The organism is Weissella coleopterorum, from assembly GCF_011304355.1.
Classification (GTDB): Bacteria; Bacillota; Bacilli; order Lactobacillales; family Lactobacillaceae; genus Weissella; species Weissella coleopterorum.
In genome coordinates, this window is record NZ_CP049888.1 from 1357195 (window position 1) to 1375606 (window position 18412).

Genomic DNA, 18412 nt, shown 5'->3' on the forward strand with positions numbered 1-18412 from the left:
TCCAATTACCAAACCCTATTATGTTAGTATCTCAAATAATTTATGTTCTTACATTAACCTTCATAATCTACAAATAATTTACTCAGTTTTCCATATTAACATTATATATCCACTGTATCTGAGTTATATTTTTAATTTTGCACAAAAACTCGACATTTTACGTTTGTAATTTGTTTACATTTGTCACTTATGGGCTAATAGATTTTGCATAACCGAATTATTAATAAAACATTTTACGCAGGTCGGGAGAGTTAACTGAATTAAACAATATAGACTTCAGCTTAAGAAATTAGAAATAATTTCATCAGTAATAATCTTGAAGGTGACAATTGTCGCTAGCCCCTTCAATCCAGAATGTTATAATTCGACTATGGAAAATAAATTTAGTTTAATACATTATGATTCAAAAAACGACCAAGAAGTTCAATATTCCGATGCTGAAATTACAGATCTGAAAATTGCTCAATTGGTCCATACAATTGCCAGTACTGCAGAGGACTTTGTTATTATAACGCCAAACGTACCGATCAATGACAGTCTTTTTATGCAAATCATGGCGCTCAGCGATGATGATATGCATCTCGAAATCGGTTATGGTGATTACAATTATATTTGTTATAAAAATATTGCAAAAGCGATTGTAGATTTACAGAATTATCATAACGAAATGCTCCCTGAATTAACTACATGGCAAAAATTCAATCTTCATAAGAAGGCCTTCTCATTTGCGAATAACTTCAAGCGCCTATTCCATCGCGACAAAAAAGATTCCGCTGATAAATATCAATCTAAAATTACTAAATAGAAAACCGTTCGTTATAATTTAATAACTACGGTTTTTTTATATAGGGCGCTATTAATGGGCATTACTACTATGCCATCAACGTATTATCAATTTAATTTGGATGCTTGATATTGTTCCTATTTCCGAGCAAGTATCGCTTGCTTTGCATGTGCCAGTACTAATTGCTTTTAATCAGACACAAAGTAGTCTTTAATAAAATATGAAAGAGGTGAGGATATGAGTTTTCAGCATGATATCAAAAAATTAAGGGTCGATCATAATATGACTCAAAAAGAACTGGCAAATTTAATTCACGTTAGCCGTCAGACGATTTCGGCGTGGGAAAATGGGAAAAATTATCCCAGCTTAGAAGTTTTACGTGCATTGAGTGCTGTCTTCGACATTTCTTTTGAAAAAATACTATTTGGAGAAGAACTTATGCATACAAAAGAAACTATTGCCGAAACAATCAATCAAGATTTATCTTTAAAGCGTAGATATAAAAAAGCGACAATGATCCTTAGTTCCATTATATTATTACTTATTTTATGGATCAGTATTTTAATACTGGGCTATCAAAAAGGAATTGATACGATCGATCGATTTGATCCTTTTTTACAATATTCAGTAGCCTATACTAAAGCCCCCAATAATAAAATTACTAATCCAAATAATGCTCAAGATGGAAAATGGACTAAATGGTTTTCTGACAATGAGATGGGGACACAATGGTCTAAATTAACTTTATCTACCGGGCTTAATCCAGGATTAGATGATCCCTATGTGATGGCTTACCACAAAGGCAGCTATGTTAAAATTGCCCGATTTGTGCCTGGTAATTCCGTAAATTCAATTATCAAAAGTAATATCTCTGCTATTGATCGCTTAGTTCATTCTAAAAGCCACGATAATTTAAGTTTAAATATGTCATCTGAAGATAAATTAAAAAATAAAATCCATTCTAACCATGCAATTCAAGAATTAGTAATACAATAAAGAGAGCAGTTATTGAACCTCTCCTCCCGAATTACGACATCAATTAAGCAGGTAAAGCACTACAGATAAATATAGTGTCTACGCCTCAAATAAATAATTTTTTTATTATGACCATATTTACTCAAATAAGCCCTATCACGTTTAAAAAACGGCAGTATTTAATTCGATGACCTAAGCCCATATTGATTTTTACACTCCACGGGCGGAGATAATAAAAAAGCCAAGTGAATTCATCGCTTGGCTTTTTTAAATATATTAATCGTAATACTTAATTTTTAACAAACAGCCCTATCTTTACTTTATATAATTATCAATAGAATGTTGCTAAATTATTATTTGCGCTTCTTCCAAACTACTAATCCGGCCAATGAAGCTAATCCAACACTCACAATTCCAACTAGGGTGACCTTTTCAGTCGACGTCTTTGGCAACATCGTTTGAACGCGCTCAACCACATTATTGACAACGTTATTGACCGTTGAATTATTATCTGCGGGCTGATCTGTATCATCGGAATGATCCGGTATATCAGGTTTTGCTGGGTCACTTGGTTTTACGGTATTGTCGTCATTCCTAGTGTAAATATAAGTCACAGTCTGTGCCTTGTCAGTAAACTCTCCGTTGGTTGATCCCTTAACTTCCTTGAAGGTATATCCAGTAAGCTCTTTCTTAGCAGTCGTATACTTATCGCCAATATTTCCAGTCTTCACTTCTGATTTGGCAAGCTCCTGACCATTTTCATCCGTATACTTGACGGTTACATCCGCCCCTTTTTTAGGATTCTTAGTATAAACGTACGTTACTGTTTGATCACTAGCCTTAAAGATACCATTTTCTGTACCTTGGACTTTTTTAATCGTGTAGCCATTAATATCTTTTTGTTTCGTCGTATAATGGTCTCCCGCTTTACCAGTCAAAGCTTCTGTCTTGGCTAATTCTCGGTTGGCCTCGTCTACATATTTAACTGTCACTTTCCCATTGACAACTGGCTTTGTAGGCGTTGCGGTGGTAACTTTTTTGTAAACCATCGTGACCGTTTGAGCTTGATCGGTAAATTTACCTGTCTCATTGCCAGCTTTTGCAGATTGGAAAACAAAACCTGGAATTGTCTGTTTTTCTGCGGTATATGTTCTACCGATATTACCTTTTAATGTATTGTCTTGAGCTAAAGCCTTTCCGGTTTCATCAACATATTTAACCGTGACGTGCGCACCCTTCACAGGTTCCCACACGTAGGTATCTGCATCTTTTGCACCATTAAAATTATTCATCAGATCAGCTGATGTCCATGAATTTTCACCAGTGGGGGTATCGGCGGATCCTGAACCAACGTTACGCCAATTCCCATGATATTGATACCCATTGAGATTTTGTTTACCCGCTTCAGGCAAACCAACATTGTACTTTTTTCCCCCCAACCTACGCTGTTTAAATTGTTTTTCGGTCCTATTTTTAATTCTTCTAACTGTGACATATCGGCTAACATTCCCGTTAAGCCTTGAGTATATGTATCACTTTCAATATTTTCATGATCTAACGTCAACATTTCATTATTGGTCATATCAATTTTAGAAATATCCAATTTTTTAATTGATGATGCGCCATTAAACATATTTCTCACACCAATAAGTTGCCCAGTCGTCCAATTTTCAATATCAACTGAGGTCAAACTGGTATCCTTACGAAACATACTGTTTAAAGCATTAACATGTGATAAATCCCATGCTCCAGTTTTGACGGTTTTTAATGAGGCATCATACGAGAACATACTCGTGACAGTCTTAGCATTAGCCATATCAAAATTGGAAACGTCTAAATTTGATATATATGGAGTCATGGCAAACATATACGTGAAACTGACTCCATTTGACGTATTAAAATTGGACACATCTAATTCCTTAATATTTCCCATCCCTGAAAACATCCGGTCAAAATGCTTACCATTTGCTGTATCCAAATGAGAAACATCCAAACTTTTTAGATTGCGCATATGATAGAACGTACCCCAAAATGAAACTACTTGAGATGAATCAAAGTTAGATAAATCTAATGATTCGTACGATGTTTCCGCAAAAAGATAATTAAAGTTTGTTAAATTAGACGTATCAATATTATTCATACCTTCAATCACAGTAGCTTTGGTAGAATTAGTGAATAGTTCAATTGTGTCATTATTGTTAGCAATAATTTTTACTTTTCCATCAAATTTCACGTGTTCTGCATTTTGGATATCTTCAAGTAATCCGTTATTAACTACATCCGCTCCTCCATTGGCAGTATATGTGCCAGCATGATAAGTCACCGTCTTCGTTGTTGCATCATACGAGTAAGGTAATCCATTTACTGTTGCATCTTCAGTTTCTGAAGTTGCTTTGTTAGTTTGTGCATCAACGTTATTATTATTTTGCTGAATATTTTTTTGAGTGGATTTATGATTGTTTTTGTTAATCGATTCGGATGAACTTTGACTACTTGAATTACTACCAATATTCGATTGTTCATCAGCTAAGGCCACCAAAGGATTCATCAATCCTAAAATAGTAGTGCTTAATAATAAATACTTACTTATTTTCATTTTTAATACTCCTAATTAATAAATTAACAATTTTAAGTTTCATTTAATATCAACTCTGAAATTATATATTAAAAATGGCGTATATTAATATTGCTTATTTCACGATATAAGCGTAATTTTTGTTTTAATTGCGTTACATTTGTTACTTTTTGTATTTTTTAAATAACTGAATTTTATGACTTACGTTTGCATTACAAGTTCTAACAAAAAAGCTTCAACAGTTAAGTCAAAGCAATTATTATTAATCTATTTTATTTACTTTTCTTCCAAACTACCAATCCAGACATTGAAGCTAGCATAACACTCACAATCCCAGCTAACGTCAAATTTTGTGCACCTGTCTTTGGTAATAAAGTACGATTATTTTTTTCAACATTTTTAGATTTTTGATTCTTTGAATTTGTAGTTCCTAAATCTGAACTACTATTTGTATCACCACCTACAACATTGCCATCAGTTTCATCATGTGTTTTATCGTTATTATCAACTGTCGGTTTCGTTGGTGTATTGGTCCCAGGATTCGCGGGCTTCGTTGGTGTATTGGTGCTTGGATTTGCAGGCATTGTTGGTGTATTAGTGCTTGGGTCGTTATCAACTAAAGTATTTGTTAAATTATTACCATCGATCTTAGTTGTATAATTATTGACCGTATTTTCACTAATTGTATATGTGTACGGATTATTATCCTTATCTGACACCGGTAAATCAATAAAGGTATACTTCCAATTAGCTGCCTCATCTACCACCTTACTATCAATTTTAGTTCCATTTCTCAATAGATTAACTGTAATGTTATTCGGGCGTAATCCTTTTTTGTTGTTATTATCAACCCAAGTTTTTTGCCCGTCAACCGCAATCGTATTAATGTAATTCCAATAATAATTAACGTTCGTTCTAAAAAGCACATTATTATTTTCGATTTTATTGCGATCAATATTAACCGTTAAGATTATTTGTTCGCCTTTAGCCATTTTTATATTGGACGTGACACTATCATTGATTTCTAATCCACTCGTTTGTACGCCTGCATAAATTTTATTATCAACAAAATGATATTGACTAGCATTTAATGTTTGTTCAACACCATTTACCTTGAGCGTAACAGATTTAATTGTTGAAGTTGTCACATTAATTTTACCATCTACATAATCAAAGTAATCCGCAAGTGAGGGTGAACTAACATAGCTAGCTCCGTTATGATCATCTGTTACTTCAACAGTTGACTTAACTTGTTTCGTGCTAGCATCAATATCATTTAAATCTTCATGAATTGTTAATGTTCCTTTGACATTCTCTGCATGAACTGATTGTTGTAACCCAGTCATTGCAAGCATGGCAAAAATCATTACCAATATATTCAAAATTCGCTTATTTATATTCTGACTAATCATCATAATTTGTTTTCCCTTTTCAAATCGATTACTTTCTTTTCTTCCAAACGACTAATCCAGCTAATGAAGCTATTACAACACTCACAATTCCAATTAGTGTCAACTTTTGTGCTGAAGTCTTCGGTAACATCGTTTCAACATTATTAACTACCCGGTTTACAACATTATTCGTTGTTTCGTTCTTGGCATTAGTATTTGAATCCGTCTGGTTATCCGGTGTATTCGGCTGAACTGGTTCACTTGGCTTTACACTATTTTCATCATTCTTAGTGTAAATATATGTCACGGTTTGTGCCTTATCAGTAAACTCGCCGTTGGTTGATCCCTTAACTTCCTTGAAAGTATATCCAGTAAGCTCTTTCTTTTCAGTCGTATACTTATCGCCAACATTTCCACGCTTAGTCTCTGACTTGGCAATTGCTTTTCCATTCTCATCCATATACTTGACGGTTACATCCGCCCCTTTTTCAGGATTCTTAGTATAAACGTAAGTTACTGTTTGACCACTTGCCTTAAAGATACCATTTTCTGTGCCCTGGACTTTTTTAAACGTGTAGCCGCTAATATCTTTTTGTTTCGTCGTATAATGATCTCCCGCTTTACCAGTCAAAGCTTCCGATTTGGCTAATTCTCGGTTAGCCTCGTCTACATATTTAACTGTCACTTTCCCATTGACAACCGGCTTTGTTGGCGTTGCGGTGGTAACTTTTTTGTAAACCATCGTAACCGTTTGAGCTTGATCGGTAAATTTACCTATCTCATTGCCAGCTTGCGATTTTTCAAAGATATACCCAGATATATTCTTTTTGGTTACTGTGTATGGTTCATTAATATCACCACTTAATGAAGTATCGGGGCTGATCGTCTTTCCGTCTTCATTTACATATTTGACGGTTACATCCGCACCCGGTTTAACCACAGGTTGCCAAACATACGCGCCTGCATCTCGGTCGCCCTGGTAGTTAGCTTGGAATTCCTTCCCACTCCAAACGTTTTTGCCCTTTGGAAAATCTGGCGTCCCATCGCCAATGTTTTGCCACTTCCCCGTATATTCTATGCCAGCTTTTTCATTAATAGTCATATATTTCAATTCAGGGTCATATATTTCACCATCATTATGGTGGAATTGTAATTTATCTCCTAAAATCACCTCGAAAAGACCGAGACCATTAAGAAAAAGCGAAGTATTCGCTTTGGATGTATCAAAACTGCTTATATTTAATACATTAAGTCCTATCATTCCTGAAAACATAACTCCCATATCTGTCACATTCGAGGTGTTCCAAGTACTCAAATCTAATTCGGACCACTTTGCGTCCGTTATTGGTTTATTTTTATTATTAATTGATTCTGGGTCAAACGTCGCGGTAGCAAACATCCAGCCCATATCCGTAACTTTAGAAGTATCAAAATTTTTCATATTAAATCCATCGGAATTAATATGAGCCAAACTAAACATACCTGCCATATTCGTTACATTCGAGGTATCCCAATTGTCTAACTGATTTGCAAAATCTAAATAGGATTTGTCATCTCCCGCAAACATATTCCGCATCATAGTTACATTTGATACATCAACTTGGTTTAATCCACTGTTTTTATTAATACCTCCTCCAGAAAATAACATTGAGGCATCCCCATTAATTTTTAATGGCCCATCGATTTTATAAACAGTGTCGTTATTATCAAAAATATCCCGTAACCCATCAATATCATGAATTGGCTCTGGATTAGTGACTTCACCCGCTGGAACATGCACAATCAACTTGGTGGCATCGCTACTATCCGGCACAACAGTAATATTCAATCCCGAATCTCCCCATGGAAATGTTTGAACTGCTAGCGGATTATTTATTGGTGCTTTTTTAACATTATTTAGATTATCTTTAACGTTTTTACTAGGCTTATCAGAATTACTTTGAAACGTTTCAGCATCAATTGAACTCATTTTTGTCTGTGTATCAGCCAAGGCCACCAAAGGATTAATCAAGCCAAGGATCGTTGTGCTTAGTAATAAGCACTTTCCAATATTAGTTTTCATACTACCTACTCCCGAAGTAATTTACATAAAATTATCATTTATTATTTTTAAATTATATATCTAAAGATAGACGATAATTTTCCGGTTTTTTATCAGGTAACATTAAAATATTAATAGAATTATGTAACAAATGTAACCTTAAAACAACCGATTTAATTACATAAAAAAATCGCTTCAACAATTAAGTCAGAGCGAACATGCCAGCGGGCAAATCTTTAATTTTTAATCAAAAAAAACGCAAAACACAACATATTTACCACAAAAACCACGTAATTTAGATTATCCTAATTTACGTTATATCATTTAAAACGTTGATATATAAAGGTTTGTGTATCCTGTTTTTACGTTAATTAGTTTTATATTATGGAGCCGAGGGGAGTTGAACCCCTGTCCTAGTACCTTGATACTAATACATCTACGTTCATAGTTAATTAATTTAAACTTCACCCGCGGCACGCCAATCAACAAGGCGATCCTTTAGGCTAATCTGATTATCCTCTTCATAACAACTTCAGATGGGAGTGTTACGCGCAGACCATAATTATTATGACTAACTAAACTGGATGGTCACCAGTCGCGTTAGTTTGGTTCACTGGTTATTAAGCAGCGAAAGCCAAGTTGTTTGAATTTTTTGCAGTTAATTCGTCTGAGTGGATTATAGGGCCACAACCCCTAAACGCAATATTAGCTCAAACAGCACTAGTCGATTCCGGAACGACCCCCGTACCCCCTTATTATAGCTGATTTTGATATAAAAAGAAAACCGGATCTGTCTAACAGTTCCGGTTTGCTTAAAATTATTTATTAACAAAGGTATTTTCGAGGTAATCAACTGCATTTTTAGCTACCACATCTGCTTGTGGATTTTTATTATTTCCATTTACCACAGAATCTTCGACTACAAAAATCCCCGTAAATTTATTGTTTTGTAAATCGTGAATGGAAACAAGTGCGTTTTGATTATTGTTTCCAGTCTCAGCAGTTCCTGTTTTAGCGGCAAGTTTATAACCCTCATTGTACAAGCCATGGGCATACCCGGTTGCATCAGAAACAATTCCTACTTCATCATCTAAAATAGTTTTAACATCATCAGACTTAGCGACATCCTTAATAACAACAGGGTCTTTATCGTCCAAGACCAATTTAGGCATCACAATACTACCATCATTATCTAAGAAATTGAACATCGTTACCATCTCAATTGGATTAACTGACATTTGTGCTTGACCATAAGCACTATCCACTAATTGTTTATCATCTTCCAAATTACCAGTATTACTAAAGGATGCCTTTTTCATGGTAATTGGTAATTTATAATCGCGTCCAAAAGTAAATTTGTCCGTTAACTCTTTTTGGAAAGCATCACGACCAACCTTTAACATTTGTTGGGCAAAATAAACATTATCTGAATGTTGCAAAGCGGTTTTTAGATTAACCTCAGTATCACTATTCACACGTGTGACATTATATGGTGCCCATTTAGTCCCCTCAATGTGGAAAATTTCCTCAGGATTCAAGGTTCCTTTACTTAAGCCAATCGCTGCTGATACCTGCTTAAAGGTCGATGCTGGCGCATATCCTTTAGCAAAGCGGGCCATAAACGGATAATCCGCGTTATTATCAGAGCTCAAAGTAGTTGGATCATACGAGGGTGTTGAAACGACCGCTAGGAGTTCACCCGTTTTAGGAGCTTGAATAACTGCTGAACCAGGAACATTATTGAATCCATCGTATGTTGCTTTTTGAACATCTGCATCAATCGTTAATTTCAAATTCTCACCCTTTTGAAATTTTTGGTAAAGAACAGTTTTCTTCACTTCACCTTTTTGATTCATAATTTGATATTTTGTGGCTTCTTTTCCACGCAATTGCTTATCGTATGTGCTTTCTAAGCCTGCGCGGCCCACAATATCATTGCCACTAAGTGTAGAATCCTTAGCCACATCATCTGCGTTCGCCGTACTAGTATAACCAATTAAAAGACTTGCCGCAGCACCCAGCGGATACTCACGGTCGTAACTCTCCTGAATTGAAGCACCATCTCCATCGTCATCTTTTTGATAGTCGTCGTCACCAAGCGTTTTAACCGTGTAGGCCCAATCTGGATGCTCACTGTACTCATTAATACCTTTGATTATTTCATCCGCTGCCACATTATACTTTTTAGCGACTTTATCGACTTGATCTTGATTAATAGATTTATCATTATTTAGGAAATATTGAGGTACGATCTTTAATTCTTTCGTAACTTTTGTCCCTGCCAAAACTTTATCATTACGATCTAAAATTTGACCACGTTGACCTCCATCTTTAGCAATATTTAGATGATCATCTTTCCCTAAAGTAGGCAAAATCAAGTTACTATTGTAGATCACCGTGGCTTGCTTTTTATTTATCGTAAAATTAACGACATAATGTTGATTTTTAATCGTTCCAGCCGGTGTTTTTAAATCGGCGTTATATGTCATCTGATATCGGTTAACACCCTTAAAACTTGTCTTAACATCTTTTACTTTAATACTTTTGACACCTAAGTAATCAAAACTTGTTTTCATTTTGGCCGATGGGTCTTTAGTTGTTAGTCCATATTCTTCTAGACTAGCTTTATCGGTATGTTTTAATAAATTACTATATTTTTTCTGTGCAAAATTATCGGTATATGTATGCGCAAATTGCCGGGCCTGACCAGCTTGAGTTTGATTGTAATAATAGAAGGCTCCCAACCCTGTGGCTATTGCCACAACGGCGATACTTCCACCTAAAATCCAGCGTTTTTTATGTTGAATTTTTTTAATCTTGGCCCCAATTCCTTGCTTTTCACTCTTTAAATCATCGTTCACAGTCAAACCTCTTCCTAATCCTAATTAACGTACAAATTAAGTATTTAATCAGTAACATGTTGATTTTATCATAAAACCAATAATTATTCTCTATAATTAAAATTTGATTGATGGCATTGTCAGTTTTTTTCTCGATTTTTAAAAGATATCTATATCCAATATTTTCAGCCGAATATTTTTTTTGCAAAATAAAAAGGACTATTGGTAGTTACCATTAGCCCTCACTTATTTACTTGGCGTATTCAATCGCACGAGATTCTCTAATCACCGTCACCTTAATGTGTCCGGGATAATCGAGATCATGCTCAATTTGGTTCTTAATATCACGAGCAAGGACAGTCGCTTCCACGTCTGAAATTGCCGCCGGTTCAACCATCACGCGAATTTCACGTCCTGCTTGGATCGCAAAGGTCTTTTGAACCCCATTGAACCCATTTGCAATTCCTTCAAGTTGTTGCAAACGTTGAACGTAATTCTCTAATGATTCAGAACGAGCACCGGGACGCGCTGCTGAAATAGAATCTGCCGCAGCCACTAAGACTGCAATAATTGACTCTGGTTCAACATCGCCATGATGTGATGCAATTGCATTCACAACAACCGGACGTTCATGGTACTTGGTAGTTAGTTCCACCCCAAGTTCCACGTGTGATCCATCCACTTCATGATCAATCGCCTTACCAATATCGTGTAATAATCCTGCGCGCTTAGCAAGCGTAATATCTTCATCTAACTCAGCTGCCAACAAGCCGGTTAGTTTTGCAACTTCTATCGAATGTACTAAGACATTTTGACCGTAACTTGTTCGATAATTCATCCGACCAATCGTTTTGATTAAATCTGGATGAATATTGTGGAGACCAAGGTCAAAGACCGTCTGTTCTCCAACTTCACGAATATGTTCGTCCATTTCTTTTCGTGCTTTTTCCACCATCTCTTCAATTCGAGCCGGATGAATCCGACCATCAGAAATTAATGCCTCTAAAGCACGCTTAGCAATTTCACGGCGAACTGGATCATAACCACTCAACACAACTGCTTCTGGAGTATCATCAATAATTAAATCAATTCCAGTCAAAGTTTCAATTGCCCGGATGTTACGACCTTCTCGACCAATGATACGACCCTTCATATCATCGTTTGGTAGGGCGACAACTGAGACAGTTGATTCAGCGACCATATCAGCCGCCGAACGTTGAATTGCTTGAACGACCAAACTTTTAGCCTTTTTATCAGCTTCAGTAACGGCCTCCTGTTCACTTTCCTTAATCAATTTGGCTCGTTCAGAAACTAGGGATTCCTTTGTTTCCGTTAAAATCAAAGATTTAGCATCAGTACGGTCCATTTCGGCCACTTCAACTAACTTTGCTTCACGATCCTCAACCAATTGCTCAGCATAATTTTGCTTATCCTTCACACTTTGGCGCTGTTGATCAAGTTTGTTTTCTTTTTCAGAAATTGACTCCTCACGCTTTTGCAGTGAGGCGTCTTTCCGATCTAAGACAGATTCACGACTTACCAAACGTTCTTCTTGGGCTAAAACGGCTTGACGACGTTCCTGTAATTCTCCCTCAATTTTCGCTTGGTATTGTTGGCTTTCATCACGCGCTTCAACAATGGCACTTTGTTTTAAGGCCTTCGCATCCACTTGTGCTTGATTCGTGATATCATTTGCAGTTTGACGGGTTTGTTTCAAATCATTTTCAATCTTAGTCCGAGTAAAAATGTGTCCAAAACTATACCCAATTACGATTGCGACAAGCGACGCCAGGATGATCATAGTGATGTTCATCATTGACTCCTGTCTAGTAAGTTAATTGGTTTCAACTTATTTATAAATTATTAAATTTGCGCTTTTTAACACCTTTTAATTTTATCTGTTTTATTAATTTGTGTCAATGAATTGTAACAATTGTTGAAAGATTAAAAAAATAAGACTGGTCGCTTTACAGACCAATCTTATTTTTCATTTTAGAACTTTTTAATCACGCATTTGATACATCAAAAATGCCACAACTACTAATCGGATGACCACAGCTATAATCGGAGCAAGAATGATCCAATTTCCGAGACCAACCCCTATCAGGAGCCCCATTAAGATAAGAAACATTATGCCTACATTCAACCAACGTAAATGCCTTTGATTAAGATACGTGAGTTTATCAGCCGCTTTCAAAACTACTTCCAATTGTTCTAAATCTTTTAGTTGAGCATCAACAATCGGAAGACTGTCCCCAACCTCCATCATAATTCGGTCCGGCATTCCATGTGGTATCTGCTGATTAGTTATAAACATTGAATCTTCAGTTTGTAAGGCTGTCATTTGCATTAAGGTTTTATCCTTAGGACTCAATCCAGCTTTCACATAGCTTGCACTTTGAAACATTTCAGTTAAACCATGGACTGAGCCCATCGCATCGGCCGAAATAATTTGCGTTCGAATTCCCCGCTTCACTAACATCCGATCAATTTCTAGAAGCGAGTATTTCAATGGCGTACCATAGTTAATAATTCCAATGACTTGGATACCATCAACGATATATGAGACAGAGTTGCCAATGGCTTGGTAGTTTGCTAATACTTCCGCGCTAACCGCGTAATTCTTCAAGGCTTCACGGGCTGAAATAACTGCAAAACGTTCTTGATGAATCACGCCAGAAACACCAATCAAAGCAATTTTTTCTGGCTCAGATACTTCGCTAGCATCAATCTCTTGGTCAGCTGCATATTTCGCAAACCCACTCGAAAGTGGACTCGCAAAATTTCTTAATAATCCAGCCGCAATTCCAATGACATCATGATCGCTATAACGATCATCAACACTTTTCACAGAATAAATACTGGCAACGGGTTCAGTCAAAACCCCTGACTTTTCTAACAAAATACTCTTAATCCCTGGTAGGCGATTTAAAATTGTCCAATCATTGACCACAATTCCGTTTTCACGTAAACGATCTTGTAACAATTGACGTTGATATCGAATTAAAACAGTGGGCCACTTCGGATCAGCAATTAATAAAACGGTTGTTGCAATCAGCAACCCTGCCATGAGGTTAACTGTTAGTGTCCCTAATACCAAGCCAATGATTGTAACTAATGTTAGTAGCCAACGTAGTCTTTTACTATTTCTTTGATCAGTAGCACTTTCATGATCTAAATTAATTGGCTGAAATAATGCCAAGGACCCTAATAAAATCGCCGTACCAAATAAAGTCAAAGGGACCACGATCCACGTCTGAGCAGGCGCTTTATATAAGGCCACTCCACATGCAAATCCCCAACTTATCAATGCTGTCAAAACTTCATGCCACGAACTAATTAATCGTTGCTCACTTTGTCGCAGATAACGCACGATACTAGTTCCCAAGAAAACCCAAAATATGATTCCAATTATCATTACCATTAAGTAGACATATCGTCGATCTATATTCATAGTTTGGACGTATGTAGTTAAAATTGGTGCAATAATTCCAGTTAATAGTGCTAATAAAATGGCGATAATTATATATCGCAAATATTTAAAATTCATCTGCAATACTCCCATCATAAATTTTATAAAATGTAACTAAAGTATAGCAAAGGTCTTTGTATTGAAACCGTACCATTCACAAACCTTACCAAATCATAAGCTTTTTAAGTTTTTAAACACAAAAAAACTGAGCTTATAATAAACTCAGTTCTAGTTAATTGCGGGAGCAGGATTTGAACCTACGACCTTCGGGTTATGGGCCCGACGAGCTACCAGACTGCTCCATCCCGCGATAATATAAAGGAGAATGTGGGATTCGAACCCACGCGCCGGTTTCCCGACCTGACGGTTTTCAAGACCGTTCCCTTCAGCCAGACTTGGGTAATTCTCCAAATAGTTGATTAATCAACATATTTAATATTAACAGTTTCATAACGTTATGTCAAACAATTATTTATACTCGAGTTTTCCAAAGTTTAAAATTAATGACTTGGAAGCTACCAATTAATAGGCCCAGTCCAATATAAATAATTGAAAGATTCATACCACTCACATCTAATTGTTGGATGGCATATATCATCATACCCCAATACACCCCCCAAGAGCATAAACTCAACCATTTCTTAATCAGCGCTTGTTGCATTAATTCCAAACTGGCTTGCACCAGACTTAAATGATCCGCTTGAATTTGAACATCCGTCATCGCCCCGAGCGTTTGTTGCTTATTATGCATCAATCCAATTGAAAAGTCAGCCAATTGTAATGCTAGATAATCATTATCGCCATCCCCAACAAAAAGCACTCGACCATTTTGCTGATACGCCTTTACCAGATCCCCCTTTGAATGACTGGTAAGATCTGCGGCAATAACATCGATCTCTAACACCTGACCAATTCGATTGGCATTACTATCATTATCACCGGTAGCCATCACTGTCACCACTCGCTGATTTCTAAACTGCTGAATTAATCCCGGAGCCGATTGACGAATCTGTTCTTCCAAAACGATTGAAGCTACAATCTTTTGCTGAGCTTGCACCAAATAACACATCATCATTCCATCAGCCTTCACAGTTGGTTCGATTCCTAATTGGCGCACGGCGGCCCGACTCAATAAAGCATATTCATCCTCAACAAAGCGTCCCCAGATCCCCGCTTCGATTTTTCGGCTCTGCACTAGCTGCAAATCGACTCGCTGAAATTTTTGGGTCTGTAAATACATTATAATTCCACGTGCTACCGGGTGTTTTGATTGTTGTTCTAAACTTTCTAAAATCGAAAATATTGTTGACCGTGTTTTTGGATCAGCCAAGACGATTTCTCTCACCCGAGCGGCTGGCTCGGTTAAAGTGCCTGTCTTATCTAAAATGGCATAATCTAATTTAAAAAAACGACCAATCACTTGCTGATTCTTAAATTCGATGTTGAGTCGCTTTCCAATCTGAATTGTTTTATGCTGAATTAATTTCAGATTAATATAATAAATCAGGACAAATGAAATGGTACTACAAATAACTAAACCCAACCAACCTCCGATAGATTGGCGATTACCTACGCTATTTTGGAATGTGTAAAACCCCCAAATCATAAGCCCCCACAAACACCAAATTACAATTAACCAGACCCACAACATGCGACTAGTAATATCTGGTTTTAAATCCAGTGAAGCACGTTGATTTAAAGCTTTCGTCGTCGGGATCACTTCTTGTTCTGGTGATTTTTCATTAATTCGACTGATATGCCTAAACGCAGTCATTTTCTTAAACCAATTATCCAAATTACGTTTATGCATACCAGTCCTCCTATCATTATTATCTATTAATTATATAGTAAAATATATTTTTTGGGTTATTTCCCGCTGATTATTTAGGTATCCAATCAAATTTAATATAAAACATCATTAAAAACTTTCCAAAAAATTAAACCCCCGGTAAATCAACATTTCAGTTGATTTACCAGAGGTTTAATCTTAATTTGATGCGGGCGGCGGGGGTCGAACCCGCACGATATTTCTATCACAGGATCCTTAGTCCTGCGCGTCTGCCAATTCCGCCACGTCCGCATAAGCCGTGTTAATAATTAACACAGCTAATCATACCAAATTGGTAATATAGTTTCAAGCGTTACTTTTCCACCAGATTCTCTGAAAACAAAGTTAACCCAATCCGCTCACGCTTCAAGTCAACTTCTTTAACCCAAACTGTGATAATATCACCAACTGCCACCTGCTCGTGTGGATTAACTTTATGTCGCGAATGCTTATTTTTTACCATCTCATTAATATGAATCAACCCATCTTCATGGACCCCGATATCAACGAATGCCCCAAAGTCGACAACATTACGGACTGTCCCCTGCAACTCCATCCCCGGTTTTAAATCTTTTAGCGTTAGCACATCTGATCTTAAGACCGCACTAGTCGCTTGATCTCTGAGGTCGCGTCCAGGATGCTTTAAGGCATCAATAATATCTTGGAGCGTGGGTAGTCCAATTCCCAGTTCTTGCGCGATCGTAGTTGTCGTTAATGCTTCTAATTGAAGCATGCGTTCATCCTCATCGTTACTTGTAACCCGCTTTAATATTTCCTTGGCCACTTGATACGATTCTGGGTGAATTTCTGTATTGTCCAAACTATTTTTACCACTGGGAATTCTTAAAAAGCCTGCTGCTTGCTCAAACGCCTTCGGTCCTAATTTAGCAACTTTTTTCAGCTCATTTCTCGTTTGAAAAGCTCCATTATTATCACGATAGGCAATAATATTTTGAGCAGTAGTCTTAGTCAAACCCGCAATATGCATGAGTAATTGCGGTGAGGCAGTATTTAAATTAACCCCCACCTGATTAACTGATGTCTCTAAGACCTGATCCAACTGTTCCGTTAATTCTTTGGTAGGTAAATCATGCTGATATTGCCCAACTCCCACGGCTTGTGGATCAATTTTAATCAACTCAGCCATCGGGTCTTGGAGCCGTCGTGCAATTGAAATGGCCGAACGTTGTTCAACCTGCAGATCTGGGAACTCAGCTCGTGCAATATCAGAGGCTGAATAAACCGAGGCCCCCGCCTCATTTACCACTACATATTTCAAATCTGGCAAATCCGTTTTAATCAAATCCGCAATAAATTGCTGTGATTCACGCGACGCTGTTCCATTTCCGATTGCAACCAAAGTTACATGATACTTTTGTACTAAGCTAATAATCACCTTTTTGGCACCCGCTGGATCAAACTTAGCGGCCCGGTGCGGATATATAACCGCTTTTTCCAAAAATTTACCATTTGGGTCTACAACTGCAAGCTTCGATCCCGTTCGAATTCCTGGGTCAAATCCCAAAACAACTTGTCCACGTAGCGGAGCCCCCATTAGGAGGTGATACAAATTTTTACCAAAAACATTAATCGCATCTTGGCTAGCGACTGTCGTTAATTGCTTGCGCACTTCACGCTCAATCGCTGGACCAATAAACCGCTTATAGGCATCGTTTGCCGCCCGTACTAAAATATCAGCAGCTGCACCTTGCTTACTACCCACTAACCGGAATTTTAGATAGCGCTCAATTGCTAACTGATCAATATCTAACCCAACTGAAAGCACGCCCGCTTTTTCGCCCCGATTCATGGCCAGGATTTGATGATTCTGTACTTGTTTGACCTTCTGACTAAAGTCATAATAGAGCGCATAAACATCTTTCGGATCCATATCGTCAGCCCCGCGTTTAAGCTTGGCCTGGATAGTTCCATTTTGTTGTGTGAAATTTCGAATCCATTCACGAAGACCTGCATTCTCACCGATCACTTCGGCAAAAATTTCATGAACGCCATTAAAAACAGCCGTAATATCTGGCAATCCTTTTTTAGCATCTACATAGGTCTGGGCAAGTTGACTTAAATCATCTTTCGGGAAGCTTTGAATTTTTTGTGCAAACGGCATTAAGCCGGCCTCTTTTGCGATCGTAGCCTTCGTTCTACGTTTTTGCTTATATGGCAAATAAAAATCTTCAACCTGTTGTAAATTATCAGCAGCGACCAAACGTTCCGCCAGAGCTGAGCTCCAAACTTTCTGTTCAACAAGCGCCTTTTGAACCGTTAACTTACGCGCTTGTAAATCTTCTAATCGTTTACTACTAGCCTGAATATCCCGAATTTGCACTTCATCTAAATTACCTGTGGCTTCTTTTCGATAACGCGCGATAAACGGGACAGTATTACCATCCTGAAGCAAATCTGTGGTGGCTTTAATTTTTGATTTTGGAAGATCTAATTCAGATGCAATCCCGGTGACCAAATCTAATTCTGGAATTGATATATTCGTCAT

General features: G+C 37.2%; 11 protein-coding genes, 3 tRNA genes and 1 other RNA gene. 2 read left to right on the top strand and 13 right to left on the bottom strand.

The genetic code is table 11. The features are described from left to right. The first annotated feature begins 370 nt into the window (after nucleotides 1–370). Both G7084_RS06935 and G7084_RS06940 read left to right on the top strand, forming a co-directional pair. Nucleotides 371–805: a hypothetical protein gene (locus tag G7084_RS06935; protein ID WP_166011257.1), complete on the top strand. Its 435-nt coding sequence runs from the start codon at nucleotides 371–373 to the stop codon at nucleotides 803–805. Nucleotides 806–1021: 216 nt separating this feature from the next. Further along, a complete protein-coding gene (locus tag G7084_RS06940; RefSeq protein WP_166011259.1) occupies nucleotides 1022–1780 on the top strand; it encodes a helix-turn-helix transcriptional regulator in 759 nt (252 codons plus the stop codon). A 332-nt stretch (nucleotides 1781–2112) separates the two neighbouring features. Here the strand turns inward: G7084_RS06940 and G7084_RS06945 are convergent, their stop codons facing one another. The 13 genes from G7084_RS06945 to G7084_RS07005 all read right to left on the bottom strand — a co-directional run bounded on the left by G7084_RS06945 (nucleotide 2113) and on the right by G7084_RS07005 (nucleotide 18412). Then, entirely contained in the window at nucleotides 2113–3051 is a 939-nt protein-coding gene (locus tag G7084_RS06945) for a MucBP domain-containing protein (protein WP_166011261.1), read from the bottom strand. Beyond that, entirely contained in the window at nucleotides 3051–4355 is a 1305-nt protein-coding gene (locus tag G7084_RS06950; RefSeq protein WP_166011263.1) for a BspA family leucine-rich repeat surface protein, read from the bottom strand. Before G7084_RS06950 ends, G7084_RS06945 begins: the two co-directional genes overlap by 1 nt. Nucleotides 4356–4606: 251 nt before the next feature. Beyond that, nucleotides 4607–5749, bottom strand: coding sequence for a Cna B-type domain-containing protein (locus G7084_RS06955; RefSeq protein WP_166011742.1), 1143 nt, complete (start codon nucleotides 5747–5749; stop codon nucleotides 4607–4609). Between the two features lie 25 nt (nucleotides 5750–5774). Next, on the bottom strand, nucleotides 5775–7787 hold the full coding sequence (locus G7084_RS06960; protein WP_166011265.1) for a MucBP domain-containing protein: 2013 nt from the start codon (nucleotides 7785–7787) through the stop codon (nucleotides 5775–5777). A 361-nt stretch (nucleotides 7788–8148) separates the two neighbouring features. Further along, nucleotides 8149–8509, bottom strand: a transfer-messenger RNA (tmRNA) gene (gene ssrA, locus G7084_RS06965). Nucleotides 8510–8584: 75 nt separating this feature from the next. After that, nucleotides 8585–10627, bottom strand: a complete 2043-nt coding sequence (locus G7084_RS06970) for a penicillin-binding transpeptidase domain-containing protein (RefSeq protein ID WP_166011267.1) — start codon at nucleotides 10625–10627, stop codon at nucleotides 8585–8587. Nucleotides 10628–10856: 229 nt separating this feature from the next. After that, entirely contained in the window at nucleotides 10857–12419 is a 1563-nt protein-coding gene (rny, locus tag G7084_RS06975) for a ribonuclease Y (protein WP_166011269.1), read from the bottom strand. A gap of 189 nt (nucleotides 12420–12608) precedes the next feature. After that, nucleotides 12609–14156, bottom strand: coding sequence for an HAD family hydrolase (locus tag G7084_RS06980; RefSeq protein WP_166011271.1), 1548 nt, complete (start codon nucleotides 14154–14156; stop codon nucleotides 12609–12611). Nucleotides 14157–14314: 158 nt separating this feature from the next. Continuing rightward, a tRNA-Met gene (locus G7084_RS06985) sits at nucleotides 14315–14388 on the bottom strand. Nucleotides 14389–14397: 9 nt separating this feature from the next. Next, nucleotides 14398–14487, bottom strand: a tRNA-Ser gene (locus G7084_RS06990). Between the two features lie 63 nt (nucleotides 14488–14550). After that, nucleotides 14551–15888 carry an HAD-IC family P-type ATPase gene (locus G7084_RS06995; protein ID WP_166011273.1) on the bottom strand — a complete coding sequence of 446 codons (1338 nt, stop codon included), beginning with the start codon at nucleotides 15886–15888 and terminating at the stop codon, nucleotides 14551–14553. Nucleotides 15889–16074: 186 nt separating this feature from the next. Further along, nucleotides 16075–16158 (bottom strand) — tRNA-Leu (locus G7084_RS07000). Nucleotides 16159–16219: 61 nt separating this feature from the next. Beyond that, nucleotides 16220–18412 (bottom strand): Tex family protein, encoded by a 2193-nt coding sequence (locus G7084_RS07005; RefSeq protein ID WP_166011275.1) that lies wholly within the window; start codon nucleotides 18410–18412, stop codon nucleotides 16220–16222.

Excerpts from the sequence above, each read along its gene's own strand:
- G7084_RS06935 (WP_166011257.1), top strand. The coding sequence starts at position 371 with ATGGAAAATAAATTTAGTTTAATACATTATGATTCAAAAAACGACCAA.
- G7084_RS06940 (WP_166011259.1), top strand. The coding sequence starts at position 1,022 with ATGAGTTTTCAGCATGATATCAAAAAATTAAGGGTCGATCATAATATG.
- G7084_RS06945 (WP_166011261.1), bottom strand. The coding sequence starts at position 3,051 with ATGAATAATTTTAATGGTGCAAAAGATGCAGATACCTACGTGTGGGAA.
- G7084_RS06950 (WP_166011263.1), bottom strand. The coding sequence starts at position 4,355 with ATGAAAATAAGTAAGTATTTATTATTAAGCACTACTATTTTAGGATTG.
- G7084_RS06955 (WP_166011742.1), bottom strand. The coding sequence starts at position 5,749 with ATGATGATTAGTCAGAATATAAATAAGCGAATTTTGAATATATTGGTA.
- G7084_RS06960 (WP_166011265.1), bottom strand. The coding sequence starts at position 7,787 with ATGAAAACTAATATTGGAAAGTGCTTATTACTAAGCACAACGATCCTT.
- rny (WP_166011269.1), bottom strand. The coding sequence starts at position 12,419 with ATGAACATCACTATGATCATCCTGGCGTCGCTTGTCGCAATCGTAATT.
- G7084_RS06980 (WP_166011271.1), bottom strand. The coding sequence starts at position 14,156 with ATGAATTTTAAATATTTGCGATATATAATTATCGCCATTTTATTAGCA.
- G7084_RS06995 (WP_166011273.1), bottom strand. The coding sequence starts at position 15,888 with ATGCATAAACGTAATTTGGATAATTGGTTTAAGAAAATGACTGCGTTT.
- G7084_RS07005 (WP_166011275.1), bottom strand. The coding sequence starts at position 18,412 with ATGACGAATATATCAATTCCAGAATTAGATTTGGTCACCGGGATTGCA.